The 25,713-nt window shown below is 60.6% G+C and carries 25 protein-coding genes; 11 read left to right on the forward strand and 14 right to left on the reverse strand.

Annotated elements, in window-relative coordinates:
- Window positions 1-4 precede the first annotated feature (4 nt).
- A complete protein-coding gene (locus tag CUC44_RS04335) occupies window positions 5-1,168 on the forward strand; it encodes a heme biosynthesis HemY N-terminal domain-containing protein (RefSeq protein ID WP_100858754.1) in 1,164 nt (387 codons plus the stop codon).
- Between the two features lie 155 nt (window positions 1,169-1,323).
- Here the strand turns inward: CUC44_RS04335 and CUC44_RS04340 are convergent, their stop codons facing one another.
- Window positions 1,324-1,575, reverse strand: coding sequence for a YkgJ family cysteine cluster protein (locus tag CUC44_RS04340; protein ID WP_100858755.1), 252 nt, complete (start codon window positions 1,573-1,575; stop codon window positions 1,324-1,326).
- A 274-nt stretch (window positions 1,576-1,849) separates the two neighbouring features.
- A complete protein-coding gene (glpX, locus tag CUC44_RS04345) occupies window positions 1,850-2,860 on the reverse strand; it encodes a class II fructose-bisphosphatase (RefSeq protein WP_100858756.1) in 1,011 nt (336 codons plus the stop codon).
- A gap of 219 nt (window positions 2,861-3,079) precedes the next feature.
- Here glpX and CUC44_RS04350 point away from each other — a divergent pair, with 219 nt between their 5' ends.
- Entirely contained in the window at window positions 3,080-4,138 is a 1,059-nt protein-coding gene (locus tag CUC44_RS04350) for a porin (protein WP_167388771.1), read from the forward strand.
- Window positions 4,139-4,352: 214 nt separating this feature from the next.
- Here the strand turns inward: CUC44_RS04350 and CUC44_RS04355 are convergent, their stop codons facing one another.
- Both CUC44_RS04355 and CUC44_RS04360 read right to left on the reverse strand, forming a co-directional pair.
- Window positions 4,353-5,090, reverse strand: coding sequence for a class I SAM-dependent methyltransferase (locus CUC44_RS04355; protein ID WP_100858757.1), 738 nt, complete (start codon window positions 5,088-5,090; stop codon window positions 4,353-4,355).
- 465 nt (window positions 5,091-5,555) lie between these two features.
- Window positions 5,556-6,035, reverse strand: a complete 480-nt coding sequence (locus tag CUC44_RS04360; protein ID WP_100858758.1) for a GNAT family N-acetyltransferase — start codon at window positions 6,033-6,035, stop codon at window positions 5,556-5,558.
- Between the two features lie 272 nt (window positions 6,036-6,307).
- Between CUC44_RS04360 and CUC44_RS04365 the strand changes: the two genes are divergently transcribed.
- From CUC44_RS04365 to CUC44_RS04380, 4 genes are all read left to right on the forward strand, one after another.
- Window positions 6,308-8,350, forward strand: coding sequence for a TonB-dependent receptor (locus CUC44_RS04365; protein ID WP_100858759.1), 2,043 nt, complete (start codon window positions 6,308-6,310; stop codon window positions 8,348-8,350).
- 44 nt (window positions 8,351-8,394) lie between these two features.
- Window positions 8,395-9,015, forward strand: coding sequence for a PepSY-associated TM helix domain-containing protein (locus CUC44_RS04370; protein ID WP_100858760.1), 621 nt, complete (start codon window positions 8,395-8,397; stop codon window positions 9,013-9,015).
- A 343-nt stretch (window positions 9,016-9,358) separates the two neighbouring features.
- Window positions 9,359-10,393, forward strand: a complete 1,035-nt coding sequence (locus CUC44_RS04375) for an acyltransferase (protein WP_100858761.1) — start codon at window positions 9,359-9,361, stop codon at window positions 10,391-10,393.
- 169 nt (window positions 10,394-10,562) lie between these two features.
- The gene (locus tag CUC44_RS04380; protein ID WP_100858865.1) at window positions 10,563-10,997 is read left to right on the forward strand and encodes an N-acetyltransferase; all 435 of its coding nucleotides are present in this window, start codon (window positions 10,563-10,565) and stop codon (window positions 10,995-10,997) included.
- A gap of 27 nt (window positions 10,998-11,024) precedes the next feature.
- On the opposite strand, the gene CUC44_RS04385 is transcribed toward CUC44_RS04380, so the two are convergent.
- Window positions 11,025-11,357 (reverse strand): winged helix-turn-helix transcriptional regulator, encoded by a 333-nt coding sequence (locus CUC44_RS04385; RefSeq protein WP_100858762.1) that lies wholly within the window; start codon window positions 11,355-11,357, stop codon window positions 11,025-11,027.
- A gap of 121 nt (window positions 11,358-11,478) precedes the next feature.
- Here CUC44_RS04385 and CUC44_RS04390 point away from each other — a divergent pair, with 121 nt between their 5' ends.
- Complete coding sequence (locus CUC44_RS04390; RefSeq protein WP_100858763.1) at window positions 11,479-11,784, forward strand: monooxygenase; 306 nt, start codon at window positions 11,479-11,481, stop codon at window positions 11,782-11,784.
- Between the two features lie 31 nt (window positions 11,785-11,815).
- Here the strand turns inward: CUC44_RS04390 and CUC44_RS04395 are convergent, their stop codons facing one another.
- Window positions 11,816-12,415, reverse strand: coding sequence for a porin family protein (locus CUC44_RS04395; RefSeq protein WP_208621024.1), 600 nt, complete (start codon window positions 12,413-12,415; stop codon window positions 11,816-11,818).
- 252 nt (window positions 12,416-12,667) lie between these two features.
- Here CUC44_RS04395 and CUC44_RS04400 point away from each other — a divergent pair, with 252 nt between their 5' ends.
- Window positions 12,668-13,306 (forward strand): exopolysaccharide biosynthesis protein, encoded by a 639-nt coding sequence (locus CUC44_RS04400; protein WP_100858765.1) that lies wholly within the window; start codon window positions 12,668-12,670, stop codon window positions 13,304-13,306.
- Window positions 13,307-13,383: 77 nt separating this feature from the next.
- Here CUC44_RS04400 and CUC44_RS04405 read toward each other — a convergent pair whose 3' ends face one another.
- On the reverse strand, window positions 13,384-14,274 hold the full coding sequence (locus tag CUC44_RS04405) for a sensor domain-containing diguanylate cyclase (RefSeq protein ID WP_100858766.1): 891 nt from the start codon (window positions 14,272-14,274) through the stop codon (window positions 13,384-13,386).
- 498 nt (window positions 14,275-14,772) lie between these two features.
- A complete protein-coding gene (locus CUC44_RS04410) occupies window positions 14,773-15,351 on the reverse strand; it encodes a penicillin-binding protein activator LpoB (RefSeq protein WP_100858767.1) in 579 nt (192 codons plus the stop codon).
- Window positions 15,352-15,610: 259 nt separating this feature from the next.
- Between CUC44_RS04410 and CUC44_RS04415 the strand changes: the two genes are divergently transcribed.
- The 3 genes from CUC44_RS04415 (at window position 15,611) to CUC44_RS04425 (ending at window position 18,551) form a co-directional block, all read left to right on the forward strand.
- Window positions 15,611-16,027: a GNAT family N-acetyltransferase gene (locus tag CUC44_RS04415; protein WP_100858768.1), complete on the forward strand. Its 417-nt coding sequence runs from the start codon at window positions 15,611-15,613 to the stop codon at window positions 16,025-16,027.
- A 189-nt stretch (window positions 16,028-16,216) separates the two neighbouring features.
- Entirely contained in the window at window positions 16,217-17,572 is a 1,356-nt protein-coding gene (locus CUC44_RS04420; RefSeq protein ID WP_100858769.1) for a DUF3644 domain-containing protein, read from the forward strand.
- A 28-nt stretch (window positions 17,573-17,600) separates the two neighbouring features.
- The gene (locus CUC44_RS04425) at window positions 17,601-18,551 is read left to right on the forward strand and encodes a hypothetical protein (protein WP_100858770.1); all 951 of its coding nucleotides are present in this window, start codon (window positions 17,601-17,603) and stop codon (window positions 18,549-18,551) included.
- Between the two features lie 465 nt (window positions 18,552-19,016).
- Here CUC44_RS04425 and thiH read toward each other — a convergent pair whose 3' ends face one another.
- The 6 genes from thiH to thiC are packed head-to-tail and all read right to left on the reverse strand — an operon-like array spanning window position 19,017 to window position 25,588.
- Window positions 19,017-20,234, reverse strand: a complete 1,218-nt coding sequence (gene thiH / locus CUC44_RS04430; RefSeq protein ID WP_100858866.1) for a 2-iminoacetate synthase ThiH — start codon at window positions 20,232-20,234, stop codon at window positions 19,017-19,019.
- Between the two features lie 29 nt (window positions 20,235-20,263).
- Window positions 20,264-21,031 (reverse strand): thiazole synthase, encoded by a 768-nt coding sequence (locus CUC44_RS04435; protein ID WP_100858771.1) that lies wholly within the window; start codon window positions 21,029-21,031, stop codon window positions 20,264-20,266.
- Window position 21,032: 1 nt separating this feature from the next.
- Window positions 21,033-21,239, reverse strand: coding sequence for a sulfur carrier protein ThiS (gene thiS, locus CUC44_RS04440; protein WP_100858772.1), 207 nt, complete (start codon window positions 21,237-21,239; stop codon window positions 21,033-21,035).
- Window positions 21,236-22,024 (reverse strand): HesA/MoeB/ThiF family protein, encoded by a 789-nt coding sequence (locus CUC44_RS04445; RefSeq protein WP_100858773.1) that lies wholly within the window; start codon window positions 22,022-22,024, stop codon window positions 21,236-21,238. The genes thiS and CUC44_RS04445 overlap by 4 nt, the downstream gene beginning before the upstream one ends.
- The gene (thiE, locus tag CUC44_RS04450; protein WP_100858774.1) at window positions 22,014-23,573 is read right to left on the reverse strand and encodes a thiamine phosphate synthase; all 1,560 of its coding nucleotides are present in this window, start codon (window positions 23,571-23,573) and stop codon (window positions 22,014-22,016) included. The genes CUC44_RS04445 and thiE overlap by 11 nt, the downstream gene beginning before the upstream one ends.
- A complete protein-coding gene (gene thiC / locus CUC44_RS04455) occupies window positions 23,570-25,588 on the reverse strand; it encodes a phosphomethylpyrimidine synthase ThiC (RefSeq protein ID WP_100858775.1) in 2,019 nt (672 codons plus the stop codon). Before thiC ends, thiE begins: the two co-directional genes overlap by 4 nt.
- Between the last annotated feature and the right edge of the window lie 125 nt (window positions 25,589-25,713).

Raw genomic sequence — 25,713 nt, forward strand, 5'->3', positions numbered from 1 at the left:
GACCATGATTCGTCTGATCGTAGTGGTGGCCGTGATGGTCGCGGGCCTGATGTTCGGCCCCGAAGCCTCCGGCAACAAGGGCTATGTGCTCATCTCGCTTGGCAACTACACGGTGGAGTCCTCGGTCACCAGCGCCGTGATCCTGGCGGTGCTGTTCTACGGCGCCCTGCTCATCGTCGAGTGGCTGCTGACCCGGGTATTCGGCCTGCGCCGCAAGACCCAAGGCTGGTTCGGTTCACGTCGTCGCCGCAAGGCCAACCTGCAGACGGTAAATGCCACCCTGGCCATGGCCGAGGGGCACTACAGCCAGGCCGAGAAGCTGCTGATCAAGGGCGCCGACAACAGCGACACCCCGCTGCTCAACTACATGAGTGCCGCCAGGGTGGCCCAGGCGCGCGGGGATGAGATCCGCCGGGATCACTACCTGCAAAAAGCGCAGGAGGAAAACCCCAAGGCCGAGCTGGCACTGACCCTGTTCCAGACCCAATTGCAGATAGAGCAGGGGCAGTACGACAGCGCCCTCGGTCGCCTCGAATCCATCTATGCCCTCAACCCGCGTCACCCCATGGTGCTGGACCAGCTGCGTCAGGTCTATCTGGCACGGGAAGATTGGGCGGCCCTGATCGATCTCGCCCCGGCCCTGCGCAAGGTGGGCAAGCTGACCCCCCAGCAGGAAGAAGAGCTGCTGCATCAAGCCTGGCGTGCTCGTCTCGACGCCGCCGGTAGCGCACTCGATACCCTGCGCCCGGTCTGGCAAGAGCTGCCGCGCAAGCTGCGCCAGGATCCCGTGCTGCTGGCCAGCTATGGCGATCGCCTGCGCCAGCTTGGCGCCGACAGCGAAGCGGCCGAGCTCTGGCTGGAGGCACTGCGCAAAGAGCCTTCCCCCGAGCTGTTCGCCCGCCTGCCCAAACTCAAGCTGGATGACTATCAGCCCATGCTGACCCTGCTCAAGAAGATGCAGGATCAACCGGGTGCCGAGGCGGCATTGGCCCAGATCTACCTGCTGGCCGGTCAGCTGGACGAGGCCCAGCGCCTGCTGGAGCAGGAGGTGCAGCGCGCACCGAGCGCCGCCATCTGCCACGCCCTCGGCCAGCTGATGGACAAGCGCCGGCTCACCAACAAGGCCAACGAGTACTATCGCCAGGCCCTGACGCTGGCCGGGATCTGATCCCGAGCCATTGAGCCATCCAATGAAAAAGAGGCCGCATGATGCGGCCTCTTTCTATTGGTAATGTTCCGGATGATGTTGCCACGCCTTTTCTCCCTTATCCCCTCGCGAGAGAAGGGCTGAAGATGATGGGCCCATCATCTCGGATCAAGATCTCAGGACGTCAGCCGTTCCAGCTCGCCGATCAGCCAGATGGCCTCCTGCCGGTGAGATCCGCACACGTCCTGCATGGGACGAAAGCCGCTGCACACCGCGGGCCGCTCGGGTTGACCGAAGATCTTGCAGCCCAGCTGCACATCGAGCTGAACGCAGGGGACGCCGGCCGGTTTGCCCAGGGGCATGCCGGGGATGGCACTGCTGATACTGGGGGCGATGCAACAGGCACCACAGCCCTGACGACACTCCATATGCGGCACTCCTGTCCATGGCGAGCCAGTCTAGCAAAGGGCCGCGATTCCCCTTAGCCCTATTCCCTCGCCCCCTTGAAATAGTGAGCGCCCCGCCGTCCGGGCAGCAAAAAGCCCGACCGCAAACACGATAGGGCTTTTCGGTGACAGGGCTCAGCGCTGACTCATCAGAGGATGATCTGGCGCACCACGCTGTCTTTGCGGTCCAGAAAGTGGATCGACTCGATGGGGCGGCAAGAGAATACGGGGCTTGCCGCCGCCGACATCTTCCTGCTTACAATATGATGTCACGCACCACGCTATCCTTGCGATCCAGGAAGTGGATCGACTTGATGCGGCGGATGGTGCGTGACTTGCCGCGGATCAGCAGGGTCTCGGTGGTCGCCATGACGCCGTCGCTGGTGATGCCGTCCAGCAGATCGCCCTTGGTGATGCCGGTGGCCGAGAAGATGACGTTGTCATTCTTGGCCAGATCTTCCAGCTTGAGCACCTTGGAGAGATCGATGCCGAGCTCCTCGCAGCGCGCAATCTCCTGCTCGCCGAGGGCGCGCACTTCCGGGCTATCGCCCTTGACCTTGTGACGGGGCACCAGGCGGGCCTGCATGTCGCCATCCAGGGCGCGGATCACCGCCGCCGAGATCACCCCTTCCGGTGCGCCGCCGATGCCATACAGCATGTCGACTTCGCTGTCCGGCAGGCAGGTCAGGATGGAGGCGGCCACGTCGCCGTCGGGGATGGCGAACACGCGCACACCCAGTCCCTGCATCTCCTTGATCGCCTTGTCGTGGCGCGGCTTGGCCAGGGTGATCACGGTCAGGCGGGAGAGCGGCTTGCCGAGCGCCTTGGCCACGGCCTTGAGGTTCAGCTCGAGGGCCTGATCCAGGTCGATGGCACCCTTGGCCTTGGGACCGACGATCAGCTTCTCCATGTACATGTCAGGGGCCTTGAGGAAGGAGCCCTTGTCGCCGACGGCCAGCACGGCCAGGGCGTTGGACTGGCCCATGGCGGTCATGCGGGTACCTTCGATCGGGTCGACGGCGATATCCACCGCATCCCCCTGACCCGTCCCCACCTTCTCGCCTATGTAGAGCATGGGGGCTTCGTCAATTTCGCCTTCGCCGATCACAATCTCACCATCGATCTGGATCTGATTGAGGATGTGACGCATGGCCGCGACGGCCGCGCCATCGGCGATATTCTTGTCACCACGTCCGAGCCACTTGTAGCCAGCCAGTGCAGCCGCTTCCGTCACTCGGGAAAACTCGATTGCCAGTTCACGTCTCATCGCATATCCAACCTTAGGAGCTCGAAAACGGGCGGCATTCTATCACAAGGGCAAACCTTTGCGCGCAAAAGTGGCGGATCGCCACATAAATCGCGGCCTTTCACCCAATTGACACCAAACCGCCATCGGTTGTTCACACTACGGTCACCCCGCTGTCATCTGCCCCTTCTAGCATGGCCCCGTCTTATAAAACAGAAGCTTGCAACACAAGGGATTAAGATGAAAAAGCTGACAGTAGTAGCATTGGCACTCACCGCGGCCTTCCAGGCACAAGCCGTCGAAGTATACAAAAACGACAGCACCCTGCTGGATCTCTATGGTCGCATCTATGCCGGCCAGTTCTTCGGTGAGAAGAAGGAGCTGGATGCCAATGGCGTCGTCAAAAACGAATATAGCGACAAACAGGGTGCCAACCAGTTTGTTCGTCTGGGTGCCAAGGTAGAGAGCGCGATCAACCCGGGTCTCAAGGCTCTGGCCCAGTATGAACTGCAGCTCTACATCAACGACAGCGAGAAGACGGTCAGCGAGAACTCCGACAACATGCGCACCCGTCTGGCCTTCGCCGGGGTCGGTGCCGACTGGGGCAACGTCACCTTCGGCCGCCAGCAAGGTGCCCCCGGCATGCTGGCCAACTGGACTGACGTCTCCCTCTCCGATGGCTATGGCAACGACGCCCTCGGCGCCAAGACCGACACCTTCGCCACCAACCGCGCCGGCTCAGTGCTGAAATACTCGGGCCTGTTCAACGGCTTCCAGGTCGATACCAGCTACAAGTTCGATGGTGGTGACACCGAAGAGACCACCAGCAAGGACAGCGATGCCGCCTACGGTGCCGCCGTCTCCTACACCTTCCCGTTCAACCTGGCGCTGGGCACGGCTTACAACGTAGGCATCCGCGACAAGAGCAACGAGGAAGACGCCAAGCTGTGGCTGCTCTCCGCCAAGTATGACAACAAGGCCGTCTACGCCGCCCTGAGCTATGCCGACGGTACCGACTTCCTCGCCACCGGCAAGGATCACACCGGTTGGGAAGCGGCGCTTGGTTACAACTTCGAGAACGGCATCGGCCTGATGGCCCTGTGGAACAAGCAGAAGGTAGAGCAGGACGGCAAGGCCGACTATGACTCCATCGACTACTACACCCTGGGGGCCCAGTACAAGTTCAACAAGAACCTGAGGGTCATCGGCGAGTACCGCATCAATAACCTGGACAGCCAGGACAGCGGCAAGCTGAACACCAAGGATGACTTCCAGCTGGCGGCTCGCTACGACTTCTAAGTCGGAGCTGAACACCATAGAAAAACGGCGCGCAGAACCTCTGCGCGCCGTTTCTATTTCATCCCTGGCCTCAGAAGCTGTTCACGATCTGTCGCGAGAGGTCGTCAGCAAGGTGAAGAGCAGCACAGGAACCGGAGTGTATGTGAATACATGAGGATGCCGAGCAGCACATGAGCCTTGATCACGGCCTCGCAGTAAGATCATGAACAGGCTCTCAGCCCAGCGGCTTTTGCACCGCCACCAGCAGCAGCATGGGGCGCTCGGCCTCCTCCGCCAGCGCCGGGTTGGCGGCGATCTGCTCGGCCGTGGGGCCCCAATCCTCCACGTGACGGATCTCGAATCCCGCTGCGATCAGCGCATTGAGGTAGGTGCCCAGGGTGCGGTGATACTTGATCACCCCATCCGCCAGCCAGTTGCTGACCCGCTTGCCCTCCGCCTGATAGCCATTGATGGGCCAGGAGCGGCGCCCCTCCTCATCCACCAGCCAGCCCTGGGGCTGAGGACAGGTGAAGATGGGATGTTCCACCGAGAACACAAAGCTGCCGCCCGCCCCCAGGGCGCCGTGGATCTGCGCGAACAGGGGCGCTACATCCGGCAGGTAGTGCAGCGCCAATGAGCTGTAGACCAGATCGAACGACTCACCGGTCAACTCGAGCCGACTCAGATCCCCCTGCCGATAGTAGATCCCCCCATCCCGGGTCAGCTCGGCGGCGCGGGCCAGCATCTTGGCGGAGAGATCGATGCCGACTGTCTCGGCCGCTCCCTGCTCCCTGACGGCGCGGCAGAACCAGCCATAGCCGCAGCCCAGATCCAGCACCCGCTTGCCGCCAAGGGGCGGCAACATGGCCTGCAACGCCGGCCACTCCGGCGCGCCCGCCAACCCCTGCTGGGAGCGGGGCAACTGGGCGTAGCCTTCAAAAAAGCCTGGATTATCATAGATGTTTTGTGACATTTAACGCTTCCTCATACTGGTCAGGAGCAAGGCGGGTATCCATCAGCATACCCCGCTACTCGTGACCAGAGACCAAAAAAAAGCAGAGAACCCGGGCGGGCCTCTGCTCTGCTTCGCGCCCGCATCCTGGATGCGGGCCAACAAAAAAGGCCATAGACGATGGAGCGTCTATGGCCTTCTGATTTCTTCGTACCCGCACGGCTCAGGCCTCATGTGTTAACGAGGTCCGATAGGCAGAATACGATGAATGAGTGGGAGGCTCAGGCCTCCCCAGGCTCCGGACAATGCTTCATCGTGCGCATCTGTTCGGAGTTCACTCGGGTCACTCGCTGATCCGAGGCATAAAGTGTCATGTCGATCACCTGGCCAGGAATGGCCATCGAGAGAATGGGGAAATTGGTCGCCACTCTAGAGGCTGGCCGGCCCGATGACAAGCAGACTGTCCCGATTTTACCAGGCGGCGTCCTAGAGTTTCTTCTGCCAGAACATTGCGCGGCCCACCTCTGGGCTCAGCTCATAACCCGCAAAGCCGCTGGCGCGATAGGCGGCTTGCGCCACCCTGTTACCCTCCAGCACCTCCAGGGTCAGCTTGCAGCAACCTAGCTCACGAGCGAGGCGCTCCGCCTCTGCCAGCAGCCGCTTGCCAAGCCCCCGGCCGCGGTGATCCGGGTGCACGGCGATGTCGTGGATGTTGAGCAGGGGCTGGCAGGCGAAGGTCGAGAAGCCCTCGAAACAGGTGGCCACCCCGGCGGGCTGCCCGTCCACCCAGGCCAGCAACACATGGGCGTTCGCTCTCGCCGCCAGCGCCCTGGCCAGGTTCGCCTGCACCTCATCTGCGAGAGGGCTGCCGCCCCCCATCTCGTCTTTCGCGTATTCGTTGAGCAGATAGACCAGCGCCTCGCCGTGCTGCCGGTTATGAAGATCTGCCCTGATGATCTCGTCCATGTCTCTCTCCTCCGTGTCCCTGAGATGGATGATGAGAGCCGATGGTAAACCAGCTCCTCGTCCGCACCAAGACTCGCCCGATGCACATCAGGCCTTGGTTGGCGTCATCTGGCGATTTAACTGGTCGTAGGTGTGCTCTTTTTGCACCTTATGACTTGCCAGCCAAATGAAAATAAATATCATTAGCGCCCTCCCGCATCGGGAGCCATTTAATAATTACAAATAAATCAATAAGTTCAGGCCAACAGGTCGATTAAAAGAGTCACACGCAGATGCATAACCCCAACCACCCGCGCGCCCTATTGGGCGTCGCCTTGCTGTCCCTTTGCGCCAGCGCCCAGGCCGAAGACGAGACCCTCACAGTCGTCGGCAAACGCAGTCAACACGAAGAGGTCGCCACCGCGACCCGCACCAGCACCCCGGCCAAGCTGGTGCCCCAGACCATAGAGAGCGTGTCCGCCAGCGAGCTGACCGCCTATGGCCAACCGACCCTGAGCGAGGCCCTGAGCGGCATCCCAGGGGTCAACGCCAGCGGCGACACCCGCTTCGACAGCATCAACATCCGCGGCTTCAACGCCAGCAACGACTTCTATCTGGATGGCCTGCGTGACGACATGCAGTACACCCGCGACCTTGGCAACATTGAGCGAGTCGAGGTGCTCAAGGGCCCGGCCGCCGTGCTCTACGGCCGTGGCAGCACGGGCGGCATCGTCAACCGGGTCAGCAAGAAGCCCCAGCGGGGCCAGGCCTCCAGCGTCACCGCCCGGGTCGGCAGCTTCGACAGCCAGCGCCTCGCAGCCGATCTCAATGCCGAGGCCGGCGAACGAGTACAACTGCGCCTCAACATGGCCCAGGAAGACAAGGAGAGCTTCCGCGATGGCGTGACCAGCAAGCGCACCCTGCTGGCTCCGTCCGCCAACTGGGAGATCACCGACAACCTGAACTGGCTGGTGCAGTACGAGCGCAACGGCAGCGATCGCACCCCGGATCGCGGCATTCCCGGCGTCAATGGACGTCCGGCCGATGTGCCCATCGAGAGCGTCTACAGCGACACCAGCCGCGACTACATAGATGACGTGGCCCAGTCCACCCGCTCCCAGCTGACCTGGGATCTGAACGAGCAGTGGCAGCTGCGCCAGCAACTCGGCTACACCACCCTCGACAGCCAGTTCGACAACACCTATGTCACCAGCGTCAAGGGCGACCAGGTGACCCGCGCCCGCTGGCAGCAGGATCTCAAGGCCAAGAGCCTGACCAGCAACACGGAAGCCGAAGGCCAGCTGCAGACCGGCCCAGTCGAGCACCGCCTGCTGGTCGGGCTGGAGCAGAGCTGGCAGGAGCGCACCCCCAAGCTGTACCAGAACGCCACCCCGATCCCGCCAGGCAATTTGTACGATCCGGGCTCATTGCCCACCTACAACGGTGCCATGAAGCTCTCTAGCGACGCCAACCACAAGGTGCGTGGCTACGGCCTCTATGTACAGGATCAGCTCAGCCTGGGTGACTGGCACCTGCTCGGCGGCCTGCGCCGGGACGAGTTCACCGTCACCAGCCGCCGCAACGATCTCAACAAGGAGGAGACCCTCTCGGTCACCAGCCTGAGCCCGCGTCTGGGCCTGGTGTGGAATCCCATCGAGGAGCACGCCTTCTACACCTCCTACAGCAAGACCTTCACCCCGGTCGGCGGTGAGCTCATCGGCATCACCCCGGGGGACAAGAACAACAACCTGGATCCCCAGCACACCCGGCTGTATGAGGGTGGGGTGAAGAGCGACTGGCTGGATGGCAAGCTCGCCACCACCCTCTCCATCTACCGGTTGGAGATGTACAACAAGCGCAGCAAGGATCCGCTGGATCCCACCAAGGTGATCCTCACCGGCCTGCAGCGCACCGACGGCATCGAACTGAGCGCCCGCGCCCAGCTGACCGACGAGATCTACCTGCACGGCGGCGTCGCCATTCAGGACGCGGAGCAGGTCAAGGCGGATGCGGATCTGCAGGGCAAGCGACCGATGAACGTCTCGCGCGAGAACGGCCAGCTGTTCGCCGGCTACCAGAGCGGCCCGCAAGGCTGGTATGGAGAAACCGGGGTGACGGCGGTGGGGGATCGCTTCGCCGACAACGCCAACACTACTGTGCTGCCGGGCTACGCCCGCTATGACGCCCGCGCCGGTTACCGCTGGCAGCACTGGGATGCCCAGCTCAGCGTGGAGAACCTGACCGATCACGAGTACTACGTCAGCGCCACCAGCGCCTCCCAGATCATGCCGGGCAGCCCCCGTCAGCTGAACCTGACTGCGGCCTACCGCTTCTGATCCCCTCCTGACCAGACTGGCCGGCGCAAGCCGGCCAGATATGTATGAAAACCAAGAAACTCCCGCTCCACAACAACAAGTGGGTGCGCCGCATCCACGCCTGGGCCGGCTTTGCCACCCTGGCCCTGATGCTGATCTATGGCCTCACCGGCCTCTGGCTGCAACACAGAGCCGTGCTGCCCCTGCCCGGCCCCCATACCGACAAACAGAGCGAGACTCTGACACTGACGGCGCCGCTGGTGGATCCCGCCGCGCTCACGACCCTCTTGCAACAGCACTATTCCGACGGGTTGGCAGAGGCGCGTACCAATGTGACTCCGCCCCAGATCCTGCCGACCCCGAACGGCACACTCACCCTGCCCGCGCGCTGGGAACTCAAGGGTGTCTCCTTGAGCGAGAGCCTGGCCGCCAGCTATGTGGTCGGCACTCTTGAGGTGCGCATCGAGCGCCAGCAAGCCAACTTGGCCGCCAGCCTCAACCGACTGCACCGCGGCATGGGCACAGGGCTCTCCTGGCAACTGATGGGGGATCTCGCCGCCCTGGCGCTGCTGCTGCTCGCCCTTACCAGCTTGCTGATGTGGAACAAGCTGCACGGCCCGTCCCGCCGTGGCATCACCCTGCTGCTGGGGGGCGCCCTCGCCACCCTACTGATCGCCCTGCTCTAGGCCCAGGCCTGGCAAGAAGCGCGGCTCGTTACCTACACCAAAGCGGGATCTCCCTCTCAGAACCTGTTCACGATCTGCGACGAGAGGTCGTCAGCAAGGTAAAGAGCAGCGCAGGAACCGGAGTGTGTAAACACACATGAGGATTCCGAGCAGCACATGAGCCTTGATCACGGCCTCGCAGTCAGAGCGTGACCAGGTTCTCACAGGGGGTAACGCCTTTTTCGGGAGAGGTAACAAAGGGTAACCGGGCGCAGGTCCGGGTCACAGTTGCGGCCACCGCGGCTGGCGGGGGTCAGGCGCGGCTGTTAGGGTGCGGCCAGAACTCCAGATCCCGAGAGGAATCATGCGCATCGCCAGCATAGAGTGTGGGCGGGTACTGGCCATCCTGGCCGTGATGACCATTCACATCTCCCCCTTCAGCAACCCCTTCGATCCCGGCCTCTGGGGTGATCCCCTCTACCTCTGGCTCGGGGGCATCATCAACCAGTTGTGCCGCTTCGCCGTGCCCCTGTTCTTCCTGTGCGCCGGTTACTTCCTGCAACCCAGGCTGAACCAGAATCCCATGGGAGTGGCGCTGCGCTACTGCCGCCCCCTGCTGCTGCTCTGGCTGGGCTGGAGCCTCATCTATCTGCTGGTGCCCTTCAACCCGGTAGCGTCGGTGCAGCAGGGTTATCTGCCGACCATGGCGGGTCAGTGGCAGATGCAGATTGGGGATCACCTCAACGCCTGGCTGGTCGGCGGCATGATCCACCTCTGGTTCCTGCCCGCCCTGATGCTGGCGGTGCTGATCCTGGGGCTGTTCCGGCGAGTTGGGCTCCCCGGCCTGGCGCTGGTGATGGGCGCCCTGCTCTATCTGCTGGCTCTGCTCGGCGGCTCCTATGGCAAGCCGCTGCTGGGCGGTGAATGGGCCCTGCTGACCCGAAACGGCCCCTTCTTCTCACTGCTGTTCGTGGCCCTCGGCGCCTATCTCAAGGCCCGCAACTGGCGACCGGATACTGCCTTGAGTGTTCGTCTGCTGGGGGCTGGGCTTGCCCTCTACGCCCTGGAGGCCTGGGGGTTGCTGCGCTTTGCCGAGGTGCCCCTCAATCGCCATGACTTCCTGCTGGGCTCTATCCCCTGGGCTCTGGGTCTGTTCGGCCTGCTGCTGGCCAACCCCGGCTGGGGCGAGGGGAGCTGGCTGGCGCGCCAGGCCCCCAAGGTGCTCGGCCTCTACTGCGTGCACATGATGCTGGTGGTCTGGCTGATGGTGTTCGGCCCGCAAGGCAAACACCTCTGGTGGGAACTGCTGAAGGTGCCAGCCCTGCTCGCCTGCTCCCTGCTGGCCTATCGACTGCTGGAGGCAACTCCAGCCAGCCGCTGGCTGCTGCGGACCCGCTGAACGCACACTGGTAATGACAGCGATAGAAGCCGCGCCCAGTCGGGGCGGCTCAGCCGTACACCATCAAGCTGGTTGTGGTGGGTGCGACAACTTGGGCTCCCATGAGGTGACGACGGAACGCCCCCCCTGCTACCATCCCTTCCTTATCATCAATCCATACGAGACCATCATGCAGATCCGTGCATTCACCCCTGCCGATACGGACGCCGTCCTCACCATCTGGCTGGAGGCCTCCCTGCAGGCTCACCATTTCATTGCGCCAGCATACTGGCATGCCAATGTGGGCCCGATGCGGGAACACTATCTGCCTGCCGCCGATAACTGGCTGCTCTGCCAGGATGCTGTCGTTCTGGGCTTCTACTCCCTGTACGAAGATAACCTGGCAGCCATCTTTGTCGCGCCAGGAAAGCAGGGGCGCGGCCATGGCAAGGCCCTGCTCGCTCACGCGAAACAGCAGCGACAAAACCTACAACTGCGGGTGTACCAGCAAAACAGGGCCAGTTGCGACTTCTATCTCTCTCAGGGTTTCCAGATCGAGGAGGAAGGGTTGGACAGTGACACCGGCAGTCCTGAGTGGCTCATGCGCTGGTCGGCAGAAGGCTAGCACTGACTTGAGGATCGCAAGGGAGACTCACTCGCCGAGATCACGCCGAGCCAACAGCTCGCCGTGGCTCAGGGCGAAGTCGTGCATCTGTTGCAGCAAGGGGATAAGGGCGGTGCCGAGCGGGCTCAGGGCGTACTCCACCCTGGGGGGCACCTCGGGGTAGAGGGTACGACGTATGACCCCATCGACCTCCAGTTCTTTAAGCTGGGCGGTGAGCACCTTCTGGCTCACGTCCGGCAGGCAGCGGCGCAAGTCCCCGAAGCGCAGGGTCTGCTCGCGCAGATGAAACAGGATGGCGGGCTTCCACTTGCCGGTCAGCAGGCGCAGTACCTCGTAGGCGGGACAAAGGGCAGAGGTCACGGCAAGTCTCATGAGTGGTTACTTTGGAGTAACTATGCCACGAAAAGGTGCCTTCTTGCAGCCAAGATGCAGGCTTCTTATCATGTTGGCTCAACCATTCCGACCCATCGAGAGGTAGACCATGCCCAGCCTGCTGCAGATCCATTTCAACTTCCCCCGCGAGATGATGGGGCCGGCCCTGACCGAGGCGGCGCTGCCACTGGCGGAATCCATCACCCGGGAGCCCGGCTTTATTTCCAAGATCTGGACCGAGAACCCGGGCACAGGCGAGGCCGGTGGCATCTATCTGTTCGAGGATGAAGAGAACGCCCTCGCTTACGCAACCATGCACGAGCAGCGCGTGCTCGCCATGGGTGCGAGCGGCGTGCAGTACAAGCTGTTCGAGGTCAACGAGCCCCTGAGCCGCATCACCAAGGGGATCCTCTGAATCGGGTCCATAGTGGACATGGTCGAGTCACTCAGAACCTCAGGGTCAAGCCAAGATTGGCCTGCCACTGGGTGACCAGATCCCCCCGCACCCGAAAGGCGCACACCTCTGGGTTGCAGAGAAAGTCTGCATCCTCGTTGAGCAAGGAGCCGTAGCCGCGCACCTCGGCCCGCAGCGCCAGCATCTTGGTCAGACGGGGTTGCACCCCCAGCGCCAGGGACATGGAGGGGGCCGTCTCGCTGCCGTAGGCATCGAAGTGGGTCACCCCGATCCCGGCGCCGATATAGGGGGCCATGAAGTTGTCCGACAGGGTCAGGGCACCGGCGAAATGCAGGGTATCCACCGTCAGTCGATCCGGCTGATCCGGTGACATGGGGGTGGACTGATGGCTGTAGAGCAGCTCTATCATGCCGGGGTCGTCCACCTCCTTGCTGATGAAGAAGCCCCAGTTGGCCGAGCTCTCCCCTTGCAAGGAGTCCAGGCTGGTCGACACCGGCGCCGGGGCCGGCTCGCCCGCCTTGTCAAAGTCGATGGCCGAGCTGTAACCCATGAAGGGGGTCAGCTGCCAACCGAGATCCCCGTCCTCAGCCGCCCAGCCATGACCCAGCGGCAACAGCAGCCCCATCACCATCATTCCCGCTCTCGTCACGGCCCTCTCCCTGCTCGTCAGTTGATTGCAACCCGTTGTGCCAAAAGCATATCAGAGCCCTTCGTTTCCCATCCTAAATAGGGGCTGTATCGCACCGATTTGGTGGCTAGCGCCGGATATGGCCAACCCTGCATAAAAGATCCATCCGGTTTACGCCATTCATCTGGGATTAACCTCGACTCCGTAAGCTAGCGGCGCCACAGAGGTGGCGTTCACAGGACGAGGATTTCAGGAATGGTTGCCGCGCAACTCAACGACCCACAGAACAAGCTGTCCGATACCTTGCGGACCACGGCCCATGCCATCGAAGAGAGCCACATCAGCCTGCGGGAGATGCTGACCCTGGTGGGTGAGCAGGGCATGCTGCTGTTTTGCGTGCTGCTCACAGTGCCCTTCCTGCTGCCCGTCTCCATCCCGGGCGTCAGCACCCCGTTTGGTCTGCTGATCCTGTTTATCGGTATCGGCATCACCCTCAACCGGGTGCCCTGGCTGCCCAGCATACTGATGGAGCGCCGCTTCGCCACCGAGCAGCTCAAGCCGACACTGCACAAGGGGGCCGATCTGCTGGCCCGCATCGATCGCTTCATCCGCCCGCGCCTGCTGCTGCTGACCGGCAGCACCACCATCAACCGCTGCAACGGCCTGCTGATCATGCTGGCGGCCATGTTGCTGATGTTGCCCCTCGGTGCCATTCCCTTCACCAACGCCATGCCTGCCTGGGCTATCCTGCTGCTGGCCATCGGCATGCTGCAGCGAGACGGCCTGTTCGTCGCCGCCGGCTACGCCCTGGTGAGCGCCACCGTCGTCTGGTTCAGCGTGCTGGCCCTGGGGCTGCTGATGGCGGGCCAGAACGTCTCGACCCTGTTCAGCTAAGGCGGGTTCGGCCAAGGCCGGGAGAAATGACAAGGGCGACCCGAGGGTCGCCCTTGTTCGTTGTAATGCCTTGCCGTTCAGGGATCGGAGTCGTGGGCCACCCGGTTGCGCCCGCTGCGCTTGGCCTGATAGAGCCACTCATCCGCCCGCGCCAGCACGGCACTGACCGCCTCGCCGGGGCGCACTAGCGTGGTGCCCAGACTCACAGTGATGGGGGCGGGATCCGGCGCCATGGCCGCCACCGCGGCGCGGATGCGTTCGGCCACCTTCAACAGGATCTGCTCGTCGATCTGCGGCAGCAGGATCAGAAACTCCTCACCGCCGCTGCGCACGAACATGTCCTCGGCCCGCAGTTGGGCTGCCACGCACTCGCTGAAGCTACACAACACCCGATCCCCGGTCTGATGGCCGAAGCGATCGTTGATCTGCTTGAAGTGATCGATATCCAGCATGATGAGGCCGGTGCGCCCCTCCCCCTGCAACTTGTGGTGATAGTGCTCGAAGAAGAAGTGCCGGTTGTAGAGGCCGGTGAGTTGATCCGTCTCACCGAGGCGCTTGAGCCGCTGCTGCAGCTCGTGCTGGCGGGTGATGTTGCGGGTCATCCAGGCCACCGCCCGCTTACCCTCATACAGGGACGGCAGCGGCGCTATCTTGCCCTCGAAGCGCTGCATCCCCTGGGGGCCCGCATCGGCATTGATGCCCTCCACCTCGTTTGGGGAGAGATCGTATTCCACCACCTGCACCTCGCCGGTGGCGAAGGAGCGAGCCACCTGCTCCAGCACCCACTGCGCCTTGTCGATGGGCAGAATATCCAGCAACCGCTTGCCGATCAGCGGGTTACCATCCTGATAGGAGCGCTGCTCCACCCCGCCGATGTATTCCACGTAGTAGCCATCCTCGTTGAGGATGAAGACGGGATCGGGCAGTTGGGTCATCACTTCATAGAGTTGTGCCACCGAGAGTGCCATCTGTGTTCCTTTCACGCCGCGGGCGAGCGACCCAGTGTTGTTTGTTATACACGACCCGTTAAGTATCGCACACGGCCCCGCCGCCCGTATGGCGGGCACCTGTGTTCGACAGGCTGCCAAGATCGGGGCGGCCGACAGGGACAGAGGTGAAGCCCGCCAACCCCTTGCCCCCAGCCATCTCACCGCCAGACCCATGGTGGCAAGCGACATGGTGGGCGAGGCAGTGGCTTATGGCAGGTCAGTTCCGTTCGGCGTCGATACTATGTCATTCCATTCGATCAAGGCAGTGATTAATATCAATAAACCAATAATATGCAGATTTATTGCCTTAAAAAATAAAACGAGATGGGGTTGTGGTGAGATTGTCAGGATATTGCACTGCTACCGTGCCCTGTGCTCACGGATCTCGTCCTCCCCGCCATCAGAGGGCTGGAAGCTGGAAACAAAAAAGCCATCGGGCAGGGCCGATGGCTTTTTGGGGAGGCGATGGAGGCGTGCTTAGCGGTTGGCTGAGCGGCTCCCGTTCCACAGCAGCTCGCCGCTTTTCAGATCCATCAGGCTCATGGCGAGTCGATAGTGACTCCCCTCCGAGACCAGATCCCCGTACAGCATGTAGTTGGCCCCGGTCTGGCGACCCAGACGCACCAGGGACGCCGGGTTCATGCCCCCCTGCTGATACTCCAGCTGACCCGTGATGGCCGCGACCTGACCCGGGTCGGCGAAGCTGAAGCCGCCGTGCTGCTGGATGCGCTGGCTCATGGCCACCGCCATGGGCTGGGTGCTGAACGGCTCACCGGTGCCGTTACGCGGCGGGGTCAGCAGCAGCACAGGGTTGCTGCCCGCCAGCGCCTTCACTTCCGGGGCTTTGAGGAAGGTATCCGCCATCGCGAGCGCCAGGCCGGTCGGCGCCTCGGGTTTGGGGGCAGGCTTGACCACCTCGGGCTCGGTCACCGGTTTCTCCGGCTGGACCACAGGCTGCTGTGGTTCTGACACCGGCGCCTGAGTGCCACCATAGGGATTGACCGCACAACCGCCCAGCACCAGGGCACCCAACACCAACAAGGAACGCAGCGTCATCTTCTCTCTCCACCAAAGTCCGTAACCGGACAGCGCCAACAAGCTATATGACGGAGCCCGGCTCCGCGCCCCTCCATGCTAGAGAAAAACCAGCCCAAGAGCGAGGCACCTTGCCCGCCAAGCGACAGGGATTGGCCCAATCAAACTGTCATCTCCACAGGCAGCACAGTGAGAGACGGCCGACAACCACCCGTTCTCCACCTTGACCATCTGCCGTTGCCGGGTGATGCTGCTCACTCTTCATTTGGAGCTAATCACCATGCAACTGACCCCACCCCAGGCCCCACAGAGCGATGATCTGGATGCTCTGCGCGCCGGCCTCTCCGGCTACAACCTGGCCATGGCGGGCTCCCATCAGAGAGAACAGATCGCCAGCTTTATCAAAGACGAAGAGGGCAAGGTACTGGGGGGCATCCTCGCCGACATCAAGTGGGGCTGGCTGCACGTGGATTGGCTCTGGATCGACGAGCGCATTCGCAAGGATGACTGGGGCGCCCGCCTGCTTGGCGCCATGGAGCAATATGCCCAGAGCCAAGGCATCACCAATTTCCACCTCGAAACCACCAGCTTCCAGGCCCTGCCCTTCTATCAGAAACAGGGCTATTCCGTCTTTGGCGAACTGCCCGATATGCCGCCTGGGCATGTCAGTTACTTTCTCAAAAAGCAGGATCACTGATTGGAGATTCAGCCACCTGTCAAAGGGTGGATACCCCAGCACATACATCCCATCATTTCGCATCGGCGATGTAGAAAGTGCACCACCTCACATTAAAAGGCTCAAATGCTTCAGCATGCGATTGGTTGAAGCTACACTGCCAAAAGATAATTTTGAATATATATATATAATTATTATCTCGGGGTGTTTATGAAAATAAGTAAGTCCCTATCTTCATTATTTTTGTTTCTTCAAGAAAAAGAGAGAAATGGGATACCTTTCTCCCTAGAAGGGGTTCTCTCAGCGACCGGATGGAAAGAAACAACATTCAGAACTTATTGGATAAAAGGACAGCTAGCAGACTTCATTAGCGAAACTCCTGATGGTTTATATGATGCATCTAACTGCCAGAGCATATCAGAAGTAGAGTTTTCAAAATTACTCTCCCAATCTAAAAATAGGAGAGGATTAGGTCACAACTGCAGATCAAAATTAGCCAAAGCATTACTGGCAAAATCTAAAGACAACATGTTCCTTGCCTTGGAGTTATACAACAGGCCATCCTTAGAGAACAAGATGGATGCTTTCTCAATGTGTTTTTGCACTGCATGGGAACAATTTTTGAAAGCAATATTAATAGAGAGAGATGGTGAAAAGTCTATTTTCAGAGCCAAAGCCAAAGGTTTCAAAGAAACCATATCTCTACGGGAGTGCTTAGAAAGATATTACCCTGCCAACTCTAAAATAAGAAAAAACATAGAACAAGTCGCTTATTTTAGAGATCAGGCCGTTCATCTACTGATGCCTGAGATACAAGGAATTATCTCCAGGGTGTTTCAATCCGGCGTCCTTAACTACACATCGCAGTTCGAAAGCTTCACTGAGGTTTCATTTATAAACAATAGCCACACCGGCATGATTTCTTTAGTCGGTGAGTTTAAATCACCACCCATATCTATAATGAAATCAACTCATGGTGAGATAGCCAATGACATACTAGAATTAGCAACATCAATTGAACATGAAGTAAATCTAAGCAATGATATTGAGTTTGCTATCCCACTTAATGTAAAGCTAATATTTGCTACCGACGATGCTCAAGGAAATACTATTGCGCTAACCAGAGCTGAGGATGGCATTGAAGCCCTTAGACAAGCACTAATAATAGAAAAGCCAACCGATAGAGAAAAGACCCATCCGTTCTTACAGAAGGATGCGATCAATGAAATAAATTCTCGTCTACAAGGTAGATATGATGAAGAAATTCTCAAAAAGCATTTGTCACATGACAAGAAAACTGGGATCCCACTAATAAATAAAAATTGTTTCGATGCTATTGCATACAAGAATTCATGGAAATCATGGAAATCATGGAAATCATGGAAATCATGGAAATCATGGAAATCATGTAATAATAAGTTCCATTACAAGAATGCAAACCCAGAACTACACTATTACTCCATTGAGCTAGTTGAAGAGCTTATCAAAAAGATAATGGAACACTGTGATTATTTAAAAAATGCCAAGAGGAGTTACAACCTAGCAAGAAAACAAAAGAACCAATAATTCTTATGATTTATAGGAGTATTTTATTTTGTCTTTAGATATTGCATACAGCACGGATGTTAATGATTATATTGACCCCGACAGAGCTTATGAATTTTACTGGTCTGGGTTAATTAAAGACAAGAGGAACTTTCTATGCCCAGGCTCTGACTGTATGGCACAAGTGACTTGCGCCAACCTAGATGAAGATGTTCAGGACATGAAAGTTTCTCCTCATTTTCGAGTTTATGGCTCACATAGTTCTACTTGTGAAATTTTTAATAAGATCCCATTAAAATTGCATTACAATGAAGCCTCATATATTAAAAAAGAAAAGCAGTCCATAGATGAGTCAGTTGTCGATTTATTTCTTCTGGAACGACCCGCATCTTATTACGACGAGCCAAGCAACACTCCTTCAAATAAATTAAAAACCCATGAATTTAAAGCAAAAAATCATTCTAACAATACCACCACCCAAGAAAATGGTAGTATAGGCACAATTTATTCTGTCAGAGCTATTGTCGGTCGTTATATTCGTTATAAAAAAGACAAGTCCATAATTTATAGACGAGTGAATATACAAGGAAAAGATGTTAATTATCGAAGTGTATTCAAATGCATTTGGGAGCAAGACTTAGAGTCCCTTCCTGAACACCCTGTAGTTTACTACGGCTGGGCATATATAAATAGATTGAAATCCAACCATGGATATCAAATAAAATTCAAAAAGCCGTTTAAGAAAGGAGAAGAAGAACTTCTATCTACAATAATGATCAGCGATCGACTAATAGATAGTTACAAGGTGAAAAAGCTTGTAATCACACGCTTGGAAAAAATAATAAAAAACGAGAAACCACTGGCATTTATTTTTATTTTTGGGCGCCCATATGAAAGCATATCTAAAACGGGGGTGAAATATGCTAATTTCTCTATCACCAACCTCGATATGATCGACATCAACTATGACTGTCCATTACCAAAAGAATATAACAAGTAACATCAATGCCATTAGTGGAGATATACCTAGAATGCAATGAGCGAAGTGAGTTTCGCTTCTATCTTCACAATAGAGGAACAACACCCTCCGCTCATTGCACCCTACGAAGCCCTCCTAAGGTTATGGTGGCACGGCATTGGTTCCCCCTCTTATTCGCTGAGGCGAGCACGTTTGTCCAGGCCGCGAGACAGGATGTCGAGCGAGCAGCGCCGGGCCATGGATGGCCCGTCGGCGCGGGCCGTTGGACAAGCGGGTGAGCCGAAGGAACCCGACGTAGTCGGGCGAATAAGCGGGGGAGAAGACCTTTGGTGCGATTTCGGAAAAGAGCGGGTCTTTCCAAAGCCACTCGCCCCAGCCCGAAGGGCGGGCGAAACTCCTTCAAGGCCGGCGGCCTCGCGTCCTGCACGGCAACGCCGTGCCCTCTCGCCACAGGCGCGGAGTTTGGCCGAACTCCCTCCCCTCTCCCTATCGACCCAAGAAGGATTCCCAGTCCTTAAACACCGGCTGCAACCCCGCCTGCCTGACGGCTGCGGCCACTTCCCCCAGGGATCTGTCATCGTGGATGGCGAACTGCTCCAGCTCCTCCTTGCCGCCGTCGGCGTAACCGCCGGGCTGGGTGCGCGACTCCGCCGACATCTGGGTGATGCCAAGGCGCAGGGCGCCGTTGCGAAACGCCGGGGATTCGCGGGTGGAGAGGGACAAGTCCAGGGTCGGCGAGAACAGGCGCCAGGCGCAGATAAGCTGCACCAGCTGGCGATCCGACATCGTTATCTCGGGCTCCAGCCCCCCGGTGCAGGGGCGCAGGCGCGGGAAGGAGAGAGAATAGCGGCTCTGCCAGTGGTGGCGCTCCATCCAGGCCAGGTGTTCGGCCACAAAATAGCTGTCGCTGCGCCAGTCCGCCGACAAACCGATGAGTGCCCCCAGCCCTATCTTGTCCACCCCGGCGCGGCCGAGCCGGTCCGGGGTGGCGAGACGCCACGCTATGTCCTGCTTGTTGCCGCGCAGGTGATGGCGGGCGTAGGCGGGGGCGTGATAAGTCTCCTGATAGACCATAACGGCATCTAATCCCAAGGTTTTCAGCTCGGCATATTCGGCCTGTGAGAGCGGCTGCACCTCCATCCCCACGGTACTGAAGTGGCGGCGGATGATGGGCATCATCTCGCGAAAATAGGCCATGCCCACCTTGGTCTCATGCTCGCCGGTCACCAGCAGCACGCTGTCGAAGCCGCGCGCCTTGATGGCGAGGCACTCGCGCTCTATCTCCTCTACATTCAGTGTCTTGCGTTTGAGGCGGTTGCTCATGGAGAAGCCGCAGTAGCTGCAGTCGTTGGCACAGAGGTTCGACAGATAGAGCGGCACATAGAAGCCGACCGTGTTGCCAAAGCGCTGGCGGGTGAGACTTTCTGCCAGCTGGGCTAGCTGGGGCAGATAAGCTTCTGCCGCCGGGGAGATCAGCGACATAAAATCCTGCAGATTGCGCCGTGATTTGCCCAGCGCCAACTCCACATCCCGAGCCGTCTTGGCGCGGATCTGCATGCCAACGTCATCCCAGTCGAGCTCCTGCCAGCGATCGATAAAGCTCGCCTCTTTTGTCTCAACCGCGGCCCTCACCCCCAGCCCCTCTCCCAAAGGGAGAGGGGGGCGGATCCCCTCCATCTCGGGAAGAGGGGTGAGAGAGGCCATGGCCAACAAGTCCTGGCCCGTGCCCTGGCTCATAGGGCCTCCAGAAAATCGGTGAGGGGGCTGGAGGCGTTGGCCTGGAAGCCGCGAATCCCGAGCCCCGCCATATAGGCGCTGCGGCCCGCCTCGCAGGCCAATGCGAAGGCCCGGCCCATGGCGACAGGGTCACCGCTCACGGCAATGGCGGTGTTGACCAGTACCGCATCGGCGCCGAGTTCGAACGCCGCCGCCGCATGGCTGGGTGCCCCGATCCCTGCATCCACCACCACGGGCACATTGGCCTGCTCGACGATGATGGAGAGAAACTCCCGGGTCACCAGCCCCTGATTGGAGCCGATGGGGGCGCCGAGCGGCATCACGGCGGCGCAGCCCACCTCTTCGAGCCGCTTGCAGAGCACAGGATCGGCACCGCAGTAGGGCAGCACCACAAAGCCCTCTCGCACCAACTGCTCGGCCGCTTTCAGCGTCTCTATGGGATCGGGCAGCAAATATTTGGGGTCTGGGTGGATTTCCAGCTTCAACCAGTTCGTCCCCAGCGCCTCGCGGGCCAGATGAGCGGCAAACACCGCCTCGGCGGCGGTCTTGGCCCCCGAGGTGTTGGGCAACAGCTTGACCCCGAGTTGCAGCAGAGGGCTCAGGATATCGTCGTGGCGCTTGCCGGGCTCCAGGCGCTTGATGGCCATGGTGACCAGCTGGGAGCCGCTCGCCTCTATGGCGGCAGCCATCAATTCCGGGCGGGCGAACTTGCCGGTGCCGGTAAAGAGGCGGGATGAGAAGGTGTGATCGGCAATGCGTAGCATCTTAGCCTCCGGCGATGGCAGTAAAGAGATGAAGTTCATCCCCCTCAACGAGGGGAGTCTCGGGCCAGCGGCTGCGGGGCAGCACGGCGCCGTTGAGGGCCACCGCCACCCCCTGGGGAGCGACCGCTTGCGCCGCCAGCAGGGCGGCCACGCTGGCGCCCTCTTCCGTTGTCAGGGCCAGCGCCTTGTCGTTCAGTCGAATATTCATGGGCAATCCTTGTTGGCGCTGCCGTTGCCATTGCTACAAACAGGGCAGGCGGGATCCGCTGGCAGGCGCAGGCTCTGCCACTCGTGGGTCAGGGCATCGAAGCGGCGCAAGGTGCCCGCCACCGGGCTCTCACGGCCGAGCAGCAGCTTGATGGCCTCCAGCGCCTGCAAGGAACCCATCACGCCGACCAAGGGGCCAGTGACGCCGCTGCTCTGGCAGCTCTCTCTTATCTCGGTATCCGCCGGGTAGAGGCAGGCGTAGCAGGCGTGCTCGGGGGCACTTCGCACCATCAGTTGACCCTGCCAGCCGACAGCGGCGGCTGAGATCCAGGGCTTACCCTGCCTCACGCAGGCGGCGTTGATGGCGTGGCGGGTAGGGAGGTTGTCGCAGCAGTCGACAACCAGATCCACCTCGGCTACAAACTCCGGCAAGCTTGCCTCATCGAGCCGCTGGTTGATGGCGATCAGCTCCACCAGCGGGTTGTGTTGGCTCAGGCGCTCGCGGGCCAGCTCGGCCTTGGAGCGGCGCAGATCCTCCCCGGTGTAGAGAAACTGGCGCGGCAGATTGCTGGAATCCACCACGTCGCCATCGGCGAGCCAGAGCGTCCCCACCCCGGCCCCGGCGAGATAGAGTGCGAGCGGTGAACCGAGGCCGCCGAGGCCGACAATGAGCACCGACTTCTCTTTGAGCCGTGCCTGCCCCGCCTCGCCAATTTCGGCCAGCATCAGCTGGCGGCCGTATCTCAGGTACTCTTCGTCACTCAGCGACGCCTCGTCAGAGAGCATGTGCAGCCTCCTTTGCCGGGATGGCGGAGAGCGCCGGATCCCCTGCCCCCACGGCGGCCAGCAGCCGGGCCGTAGCCCCCTGCCAGTCATCGCTCCCTGTAATGGCGGAAACCAGAGCGATACTGCCGACCCCGCTCTTCTGCACCTGGGCTATGCGCGACTCGCTGATGCCGCCGATGGCGACCGTGGGCCAGTCCGCCATCAGGGCGCGGTAGTGGTGCAGGCGCACCAGCCCCTGGGGGCGGGATGGCATCTGCTTGGTGTTGGTGGGGAAGATGTGGCCGAGCGCGATATAGGACGGGGCGAGTTCGCGCGCCCGCATCAGCTCGAAGTAGCCGTGGGTGGATATGCCAAGGCGCAGGCCAGCGGCCTGGATGGCGGCGAGATCCGCCGTCTCCATGTCCTCCTGTCCCAGGTGCACGCCGTAGGCACCGGCCTCGATGGCTTGCTGCCAGTAGTCGTTGATAAAGAGCCGGGCCCGATGCTGGCGGCCGAGCGCCACCGCCCTGGCGATGGCGGGGGCCACCGCAGCTGCCGGCAGATCTTTTATCCGCAGCTGTATGGTCTTGACTCCCTCACCCAGCAGGCGTCTGAGCCACTTGACCGAATCCACCACGGGATAGAGGCCGAGGCCATGCTCGGTTTGGGCGAAGGGACCTTGCGGCAAGCGTGCCTCGCTGGCAGGCCAGAGGTCGAAGCGGCGATCCAGCTCGGAACCTGGCAACACGGCGCGAGGAAACTGGGCAAGATCAGTCGGCCAGCCGAGGTGGGCTATGGGGCCGGGGCCGGCCCCCACCCCCTGCGCCCCCGCCAGCCCTTGCTGCAGGTAAGCGCGGGCCAAGGTGATGGCGTCTTCGATGGGGTAATCCAGCGCCACGACGGCGGCGATGGCGCTGGCGTAACAGCAGCCGGTGCCGTGGCCGTGACGGGTCGCGAGGCGCGGCGCTGCCAGCCAGAATTCCCGGCTCTCGTCCTGGTAGTAGTCGAGGCAGTGATCCCCGCTCCAGCCGAGGTGGCCGCCCTTCACCAGCACGGCGCGGGCGCCGAGTTCGCGCAACCGCGCCGCCCCCGCCCGTACCAGTGCCGGGCTGGTCGCCGGGATGCCGGTCAGGGCTTCCAGCTCGGGGCCGTTGGGGGTGATGAGGGACAGGCGCGGCAGCAGGTGTTCGCGCACCGCCGTCAGCATGTTCGGCTCCGCCATGGGGGTGCCTGTGCTTGCGATGGCGACCGGGTCATAGACCACAAAGGGGGCACTCAGGGTATCGAGCCGGCGGGCCAGCACCTCCACATGCAGCCGGGTCGGCAGCAGACCTATCTTGATGGCGGCGGGGGGCAGATCGACGCCGAGGGCGTCGATCTGGGCGGTGAAGCTCTGCATCAGCACGGGATCCACCATCTTCACCGCCACCGAGTTCTGGGCCGTGATGGCGGAGATCACCGAGCAGCCGTGCACCCCGAGGGCATGCAACGTATGCAGATCGGCCTGAATGCCGGCGCCGCCCCCGGAGTCCGAACCCGCTATGGTCCAGACGATGGGTTTGGTGCTCATGCCTCTTCCCGCTCCTGCTTCAGCGCCGCGGCCTGATGGTAGAGCTCGCCCCCCTTCTCCTTGAAGACTTCCGCCATCTGGGCCATGCCGGTCTCGACTTCCGCCACGACCCGCTCCTGCTGGCCATCCATGCCCACCAGCTTGACCTCGACCGCTTCCAGCTTGGCGGCATAGTCGCGCACGTCCTGGGTGATCTTCATGGAGCAGAACTTGGGGCCGCACATGGAGCAGAAGTGCGCCACCTTGCCGGACTCCTGGGGCAGGGTCTCGTCGTGGTAGGCGCGGGCGGTCTCGGGATCCAGCGCCAGGTTGAACTGATCCTCCCAACGGAACTCGAAACGCGCCTTGGACATGGCGTTGTCACGGATCTGGGCGCCCGGGTGACCCTTGGCCAAGTCAGCGGCGTGGGCGGCGATCTTGTAGGTGATGAGGCCCTGCTTCACGTCTTCCTTGTTCGGCAGCCCCAGGTGCTCCTTGGGGGTGACGTAGCAGAGCATGGCGCAGCCGTACCAGCCGATCATGGCGGCGCCAATGCCGGAGGTGAAGTGATCGTAACCGGGGGCGATATCTGTGGTGAGCGGGCCCAGCGTGTAGAAGGGTGCCTCGTGGCAGTGCTCCAGCTGCTCGGTCATGTTGCGCTCGATCATGTGCATGGGCACGTGACCCGGCCCCTCGATCATCACCTGCACGTCGTACTCCCAGGCGATCTTGGTGAGCTCACCCAGGGTGTGCAGCTCGGCAAATTGCGCCTCGTCGTTGGCATCATAGACGGAGCCCGGACGCAGGCCGTCCCCCAAAGAGAGCGCCACGTCGTAGGCCGCGCAGATCTCGCAGATCTCGCGGAAGTGCTGGTAGAGGAAGTTCTCCTTGTGATGGGAGAGACACCACTTGGCCATGATGCTGCCACCGCGGGACACTATGCCGGTGAGGCGCCGGGCTGTCATGGGCACGTAGCGCAGCAGCACGCCTGCGTGGATGGTGAAGTAATCCACACCCTGCTCGGCTTGTTCGAGCAGGGTGTCGCGGAACAGCTCCCAGGTCAGATCCTCGGCGATGCCGTTGGTCTTCTCCAGGGCCTGATAGATGGGTACGGTACCGATGGGGACAGGGCTGTTGCGCAGGATCCACTCGCGGGTCTCGTGGATGTTGCGGCCGGTGGAGAGATCCATGACGGTATCGGCGCCCCAGCGGGTGGACCAGACCAGCTTCTCCACTTCCTCTTCGATGCTGGAACTGACCGCCGAGTTGCCTATGTTGGCGTTGATCTTCACTAGGAAGTTGCGGCCGATGATCATGGGCTCGGTTTCCGGGTGGTTGATGTTGCTGGGGATGATGGCGCGGCCGGCGGCTACCTCATCGCGCACGAATTCCGGGGTGATGTTCTGGGGCAGACGGGCGCCGAAACCCTGGCCCGGATGCTGGCGCAGCAGCAACTCGGAGCGCACGCGCTCGCGGCCCATGTTCTCGCGAATGGCGATAAATTCCATCTCGGGAGTCACTATCCCCTGGCGGGCATAATGCAACTGGGTCACCCACTTGCCAGCCTTGGCACGGCGGGGTTTGGGCAGATGTTCGAAGCGAAGATGATCCAGCCCCTCGTCCGCCAGGCGCTCCTGGGTGAAGGTGGAGCTCAGGCCCGGCAGCGGCTCGGTATCGCCCCGCTCCAGCACCCAGGCCTCCCGCAGGCGCGGCAGACCGAGGCGCACGTCGATCTGGGCGTTCTCGTCCCCGTAGGCACCCGAGGTGTCGTAGACGGGCACGGGGTCGTTGGGCTCGAACTTGGGCTCCTCCTTGCTGCCGCCGACGAAGGTGTCGGCCAGGGCGATCTCCCTCAGCCCCACCCGAATGTCGGGGCGAGATCCTTCGATAAAGATGCGCTTGGAGTTGGGATGGGCCATGCCCTTCAAGTTATCGATAAAGCGCTGGGCACTGGCACGCTGCTCGCGGCGGCTGGCGGGAGCGGCCTTGGCGGAAACAGGCTGGACTTCTGGTGCGGACTGGATTGGGGTAGACATAGCAAAACTCACATTAACTGGTTGAAGTTATGGGTGTTTGCTTGTCTGGAGTTCGAGGAGAAGATGAACCTGCGAGCGGATGTGCGTCGAGAGGGAGTGGTGCCAGTCTGCTAGCCCCTCCTGCC

It is taken from the genome of Aeromonas lusitana (assembly GCF_002812985.1).
Classification (GTDB): domain Bacteria; phylum Pseudomonadota; class Gammaproteobacteria; order Enterobacterales; family Aeromonadaceae; genus Aeromonas; species Aeromonas lusitana.

Excerpts from the sequence above, each read along its gene's own strand:
- CUC44_RS04365 (WP_100858759.1), top strand. The coding sequence starts at position 6,308 with ATGCATAACCCCAACCACCCGCGCGCCCTATTGGGCGTCGCCTTGCTG.
- CUC44_RS04380 (WP_100858865.1), top strand. The coding sequence starts at position 10,563 with ATGCAGATCCGTGCATTCACCCCTGCCGATACGGACGCCGTCCTCACC.
- CUC44_RS04370 (WP_100858760.1), top strand. The coding sequence starts at position 8,395 with ATGAAAACCAAGAAACTCCCGCTCCACAACAACAAGTGGGTGCGCCGC.
- CUC44_RS04415 (WP_100858768.1), top strand. The coding sequence starts at position 15,611 with ATGCAACTGACCCCACCCCAGGCCCCACAGAGCGATGATCTGGATGCT.
- thiS (WP_100858772.1), bottom strand. The coding sequence starts at position 21,239 with ATGAATATTCGACTGAACGACAAGGCGCTGGCCCTGACAACGGAAGAG.
- CUC44_RS04335 (WP_100858754.1), top strand. The coding sequence starts at position 5 with ATGATTCGTCTGATCGTAGTGGTGGCCGTGATGGTCGCGGGCCTGATG.
- thiH (WP_100858866.1), bottom strand. The coding sequence starts at position 20,234 with ATGGCCTCTCTCACCCCTCTTCCCGAGATGGAGGGGATCCGCCCCCCT.
- CUC44_RS04350 (WP_167388771.1), top strand. The coding sequence starts at position 3,080 with ATGAAAAAGCTGACAGTAGTAGCATTGGCACTCACCGCGGCCTTCCAG.
- CUC44_RS04375 (WP_100858761.1), top strand. The coding sequence starts at position 9,359 with ATGCGCATCGCCAGCATAGAGTGTGGGCGGGTACTGGCCATCCTGGCC.
- CUC44_RS04355 (WP_100858757.1), bottom strand. The coding sequence starts at position 5,090 with ATGTCACAAAACATCTATGATAATCCAGGCTTTTTTGAAGGCTACGCC.
- CUC44_RS04435 (WP_100858771.1), bottom strand. The coding sequence starts at position 21,031 with ATGCTACGCATTGCCGATCACACCTTCTCATCCCGCCTCTTTACCGGC.
- CUC44_RS04420 (WP_100858769.1), top strand. The coding sequence starts at position 16,217 with ATGAAAATAAGTAAGTCCCTATCTTCATTATTTTTGTTTCTTCAAGAA.
- CUC44_RS04400 (WP_100858765.1), top strand. The coding sequence starts at position 12,668 with ATGGTTGCCGCGCAACTCAACGACCCACAGAACAAGCTGTCCGATACC.
- CUC44_RS04340 (WP_100858755.1), bottom strand. The coding sequence starts at position 1,575 with ATGGAGTGTCGTCAGGGCTGTGGTGCCTGTTGCATCGCCCCCAGTATC.
- thiC (WP_100858775.1), bottom strand. The coding sequence starts at position 25,588 with ATGTCTACCCCAATCCAGTCCGCACCAGAAGTCCAGCCTGTTTCCGCC.
- glpX (WP_100858756.1), bottom strand. The coding sequence starts at position 2,860 with ATGAGACGTGAACTGGCAATCGAGTTTTCCCGAGTGACGGAAGCGGCT.
- thiE (WP_100858774.1), bottom strand. The coding sequence starts at position 23,573 with ATGAGCACCAAACCCATCGTCTGGACCATAGCGGGTTCGGACTCCGGG.
- CUC44_RS04395 (WP_208621024.1), bottom strand. The coding sequence starts at position 12,415 with ATGGTGATGGGGCTGCTGTTGCCGCTGGGTCATGGCTGGGCGGCTGAG.
- CUC44_RS04410 (WP_100858767.1), bottom strand. The coding sequence starts at position 15,351 with ATGACGCTGCGTTCCTTGTTGGTGTTGGGTGCCCTGGTGCTGGGCGGT.
- CUC44_RS04360 (WP_100858758.1), bottom strand. The coding sequence starts at position 6,035 with ATGGACGAGATCATCAGGGCAGATCTTCATAACCGGCAGCACGGCGAG.
- CUC44_RS04390 (WP_100858763.1), top strand. The coding sequence starts at position 11,479 with ATGCCCAGCCTGCTGCAGATCCATTTCAACTTCCCCCGCGAGATGATG.
- CUC44_RS04445 (WP_100858773.1), bottom strand. The coding sequence starts at position 22,024 with ATGCTCTCTGACGAGGCGTCGCTGAGTGACGAAGAGTACCTGAGATAC.
- CUC44_RS04405 (WP_100858766.1), bottom strand. The coding sequence starts at position 14,274 with ATGGCACTCTCGGTGGCACAACTCTATGAAGTGATGACCCAACTGCCC.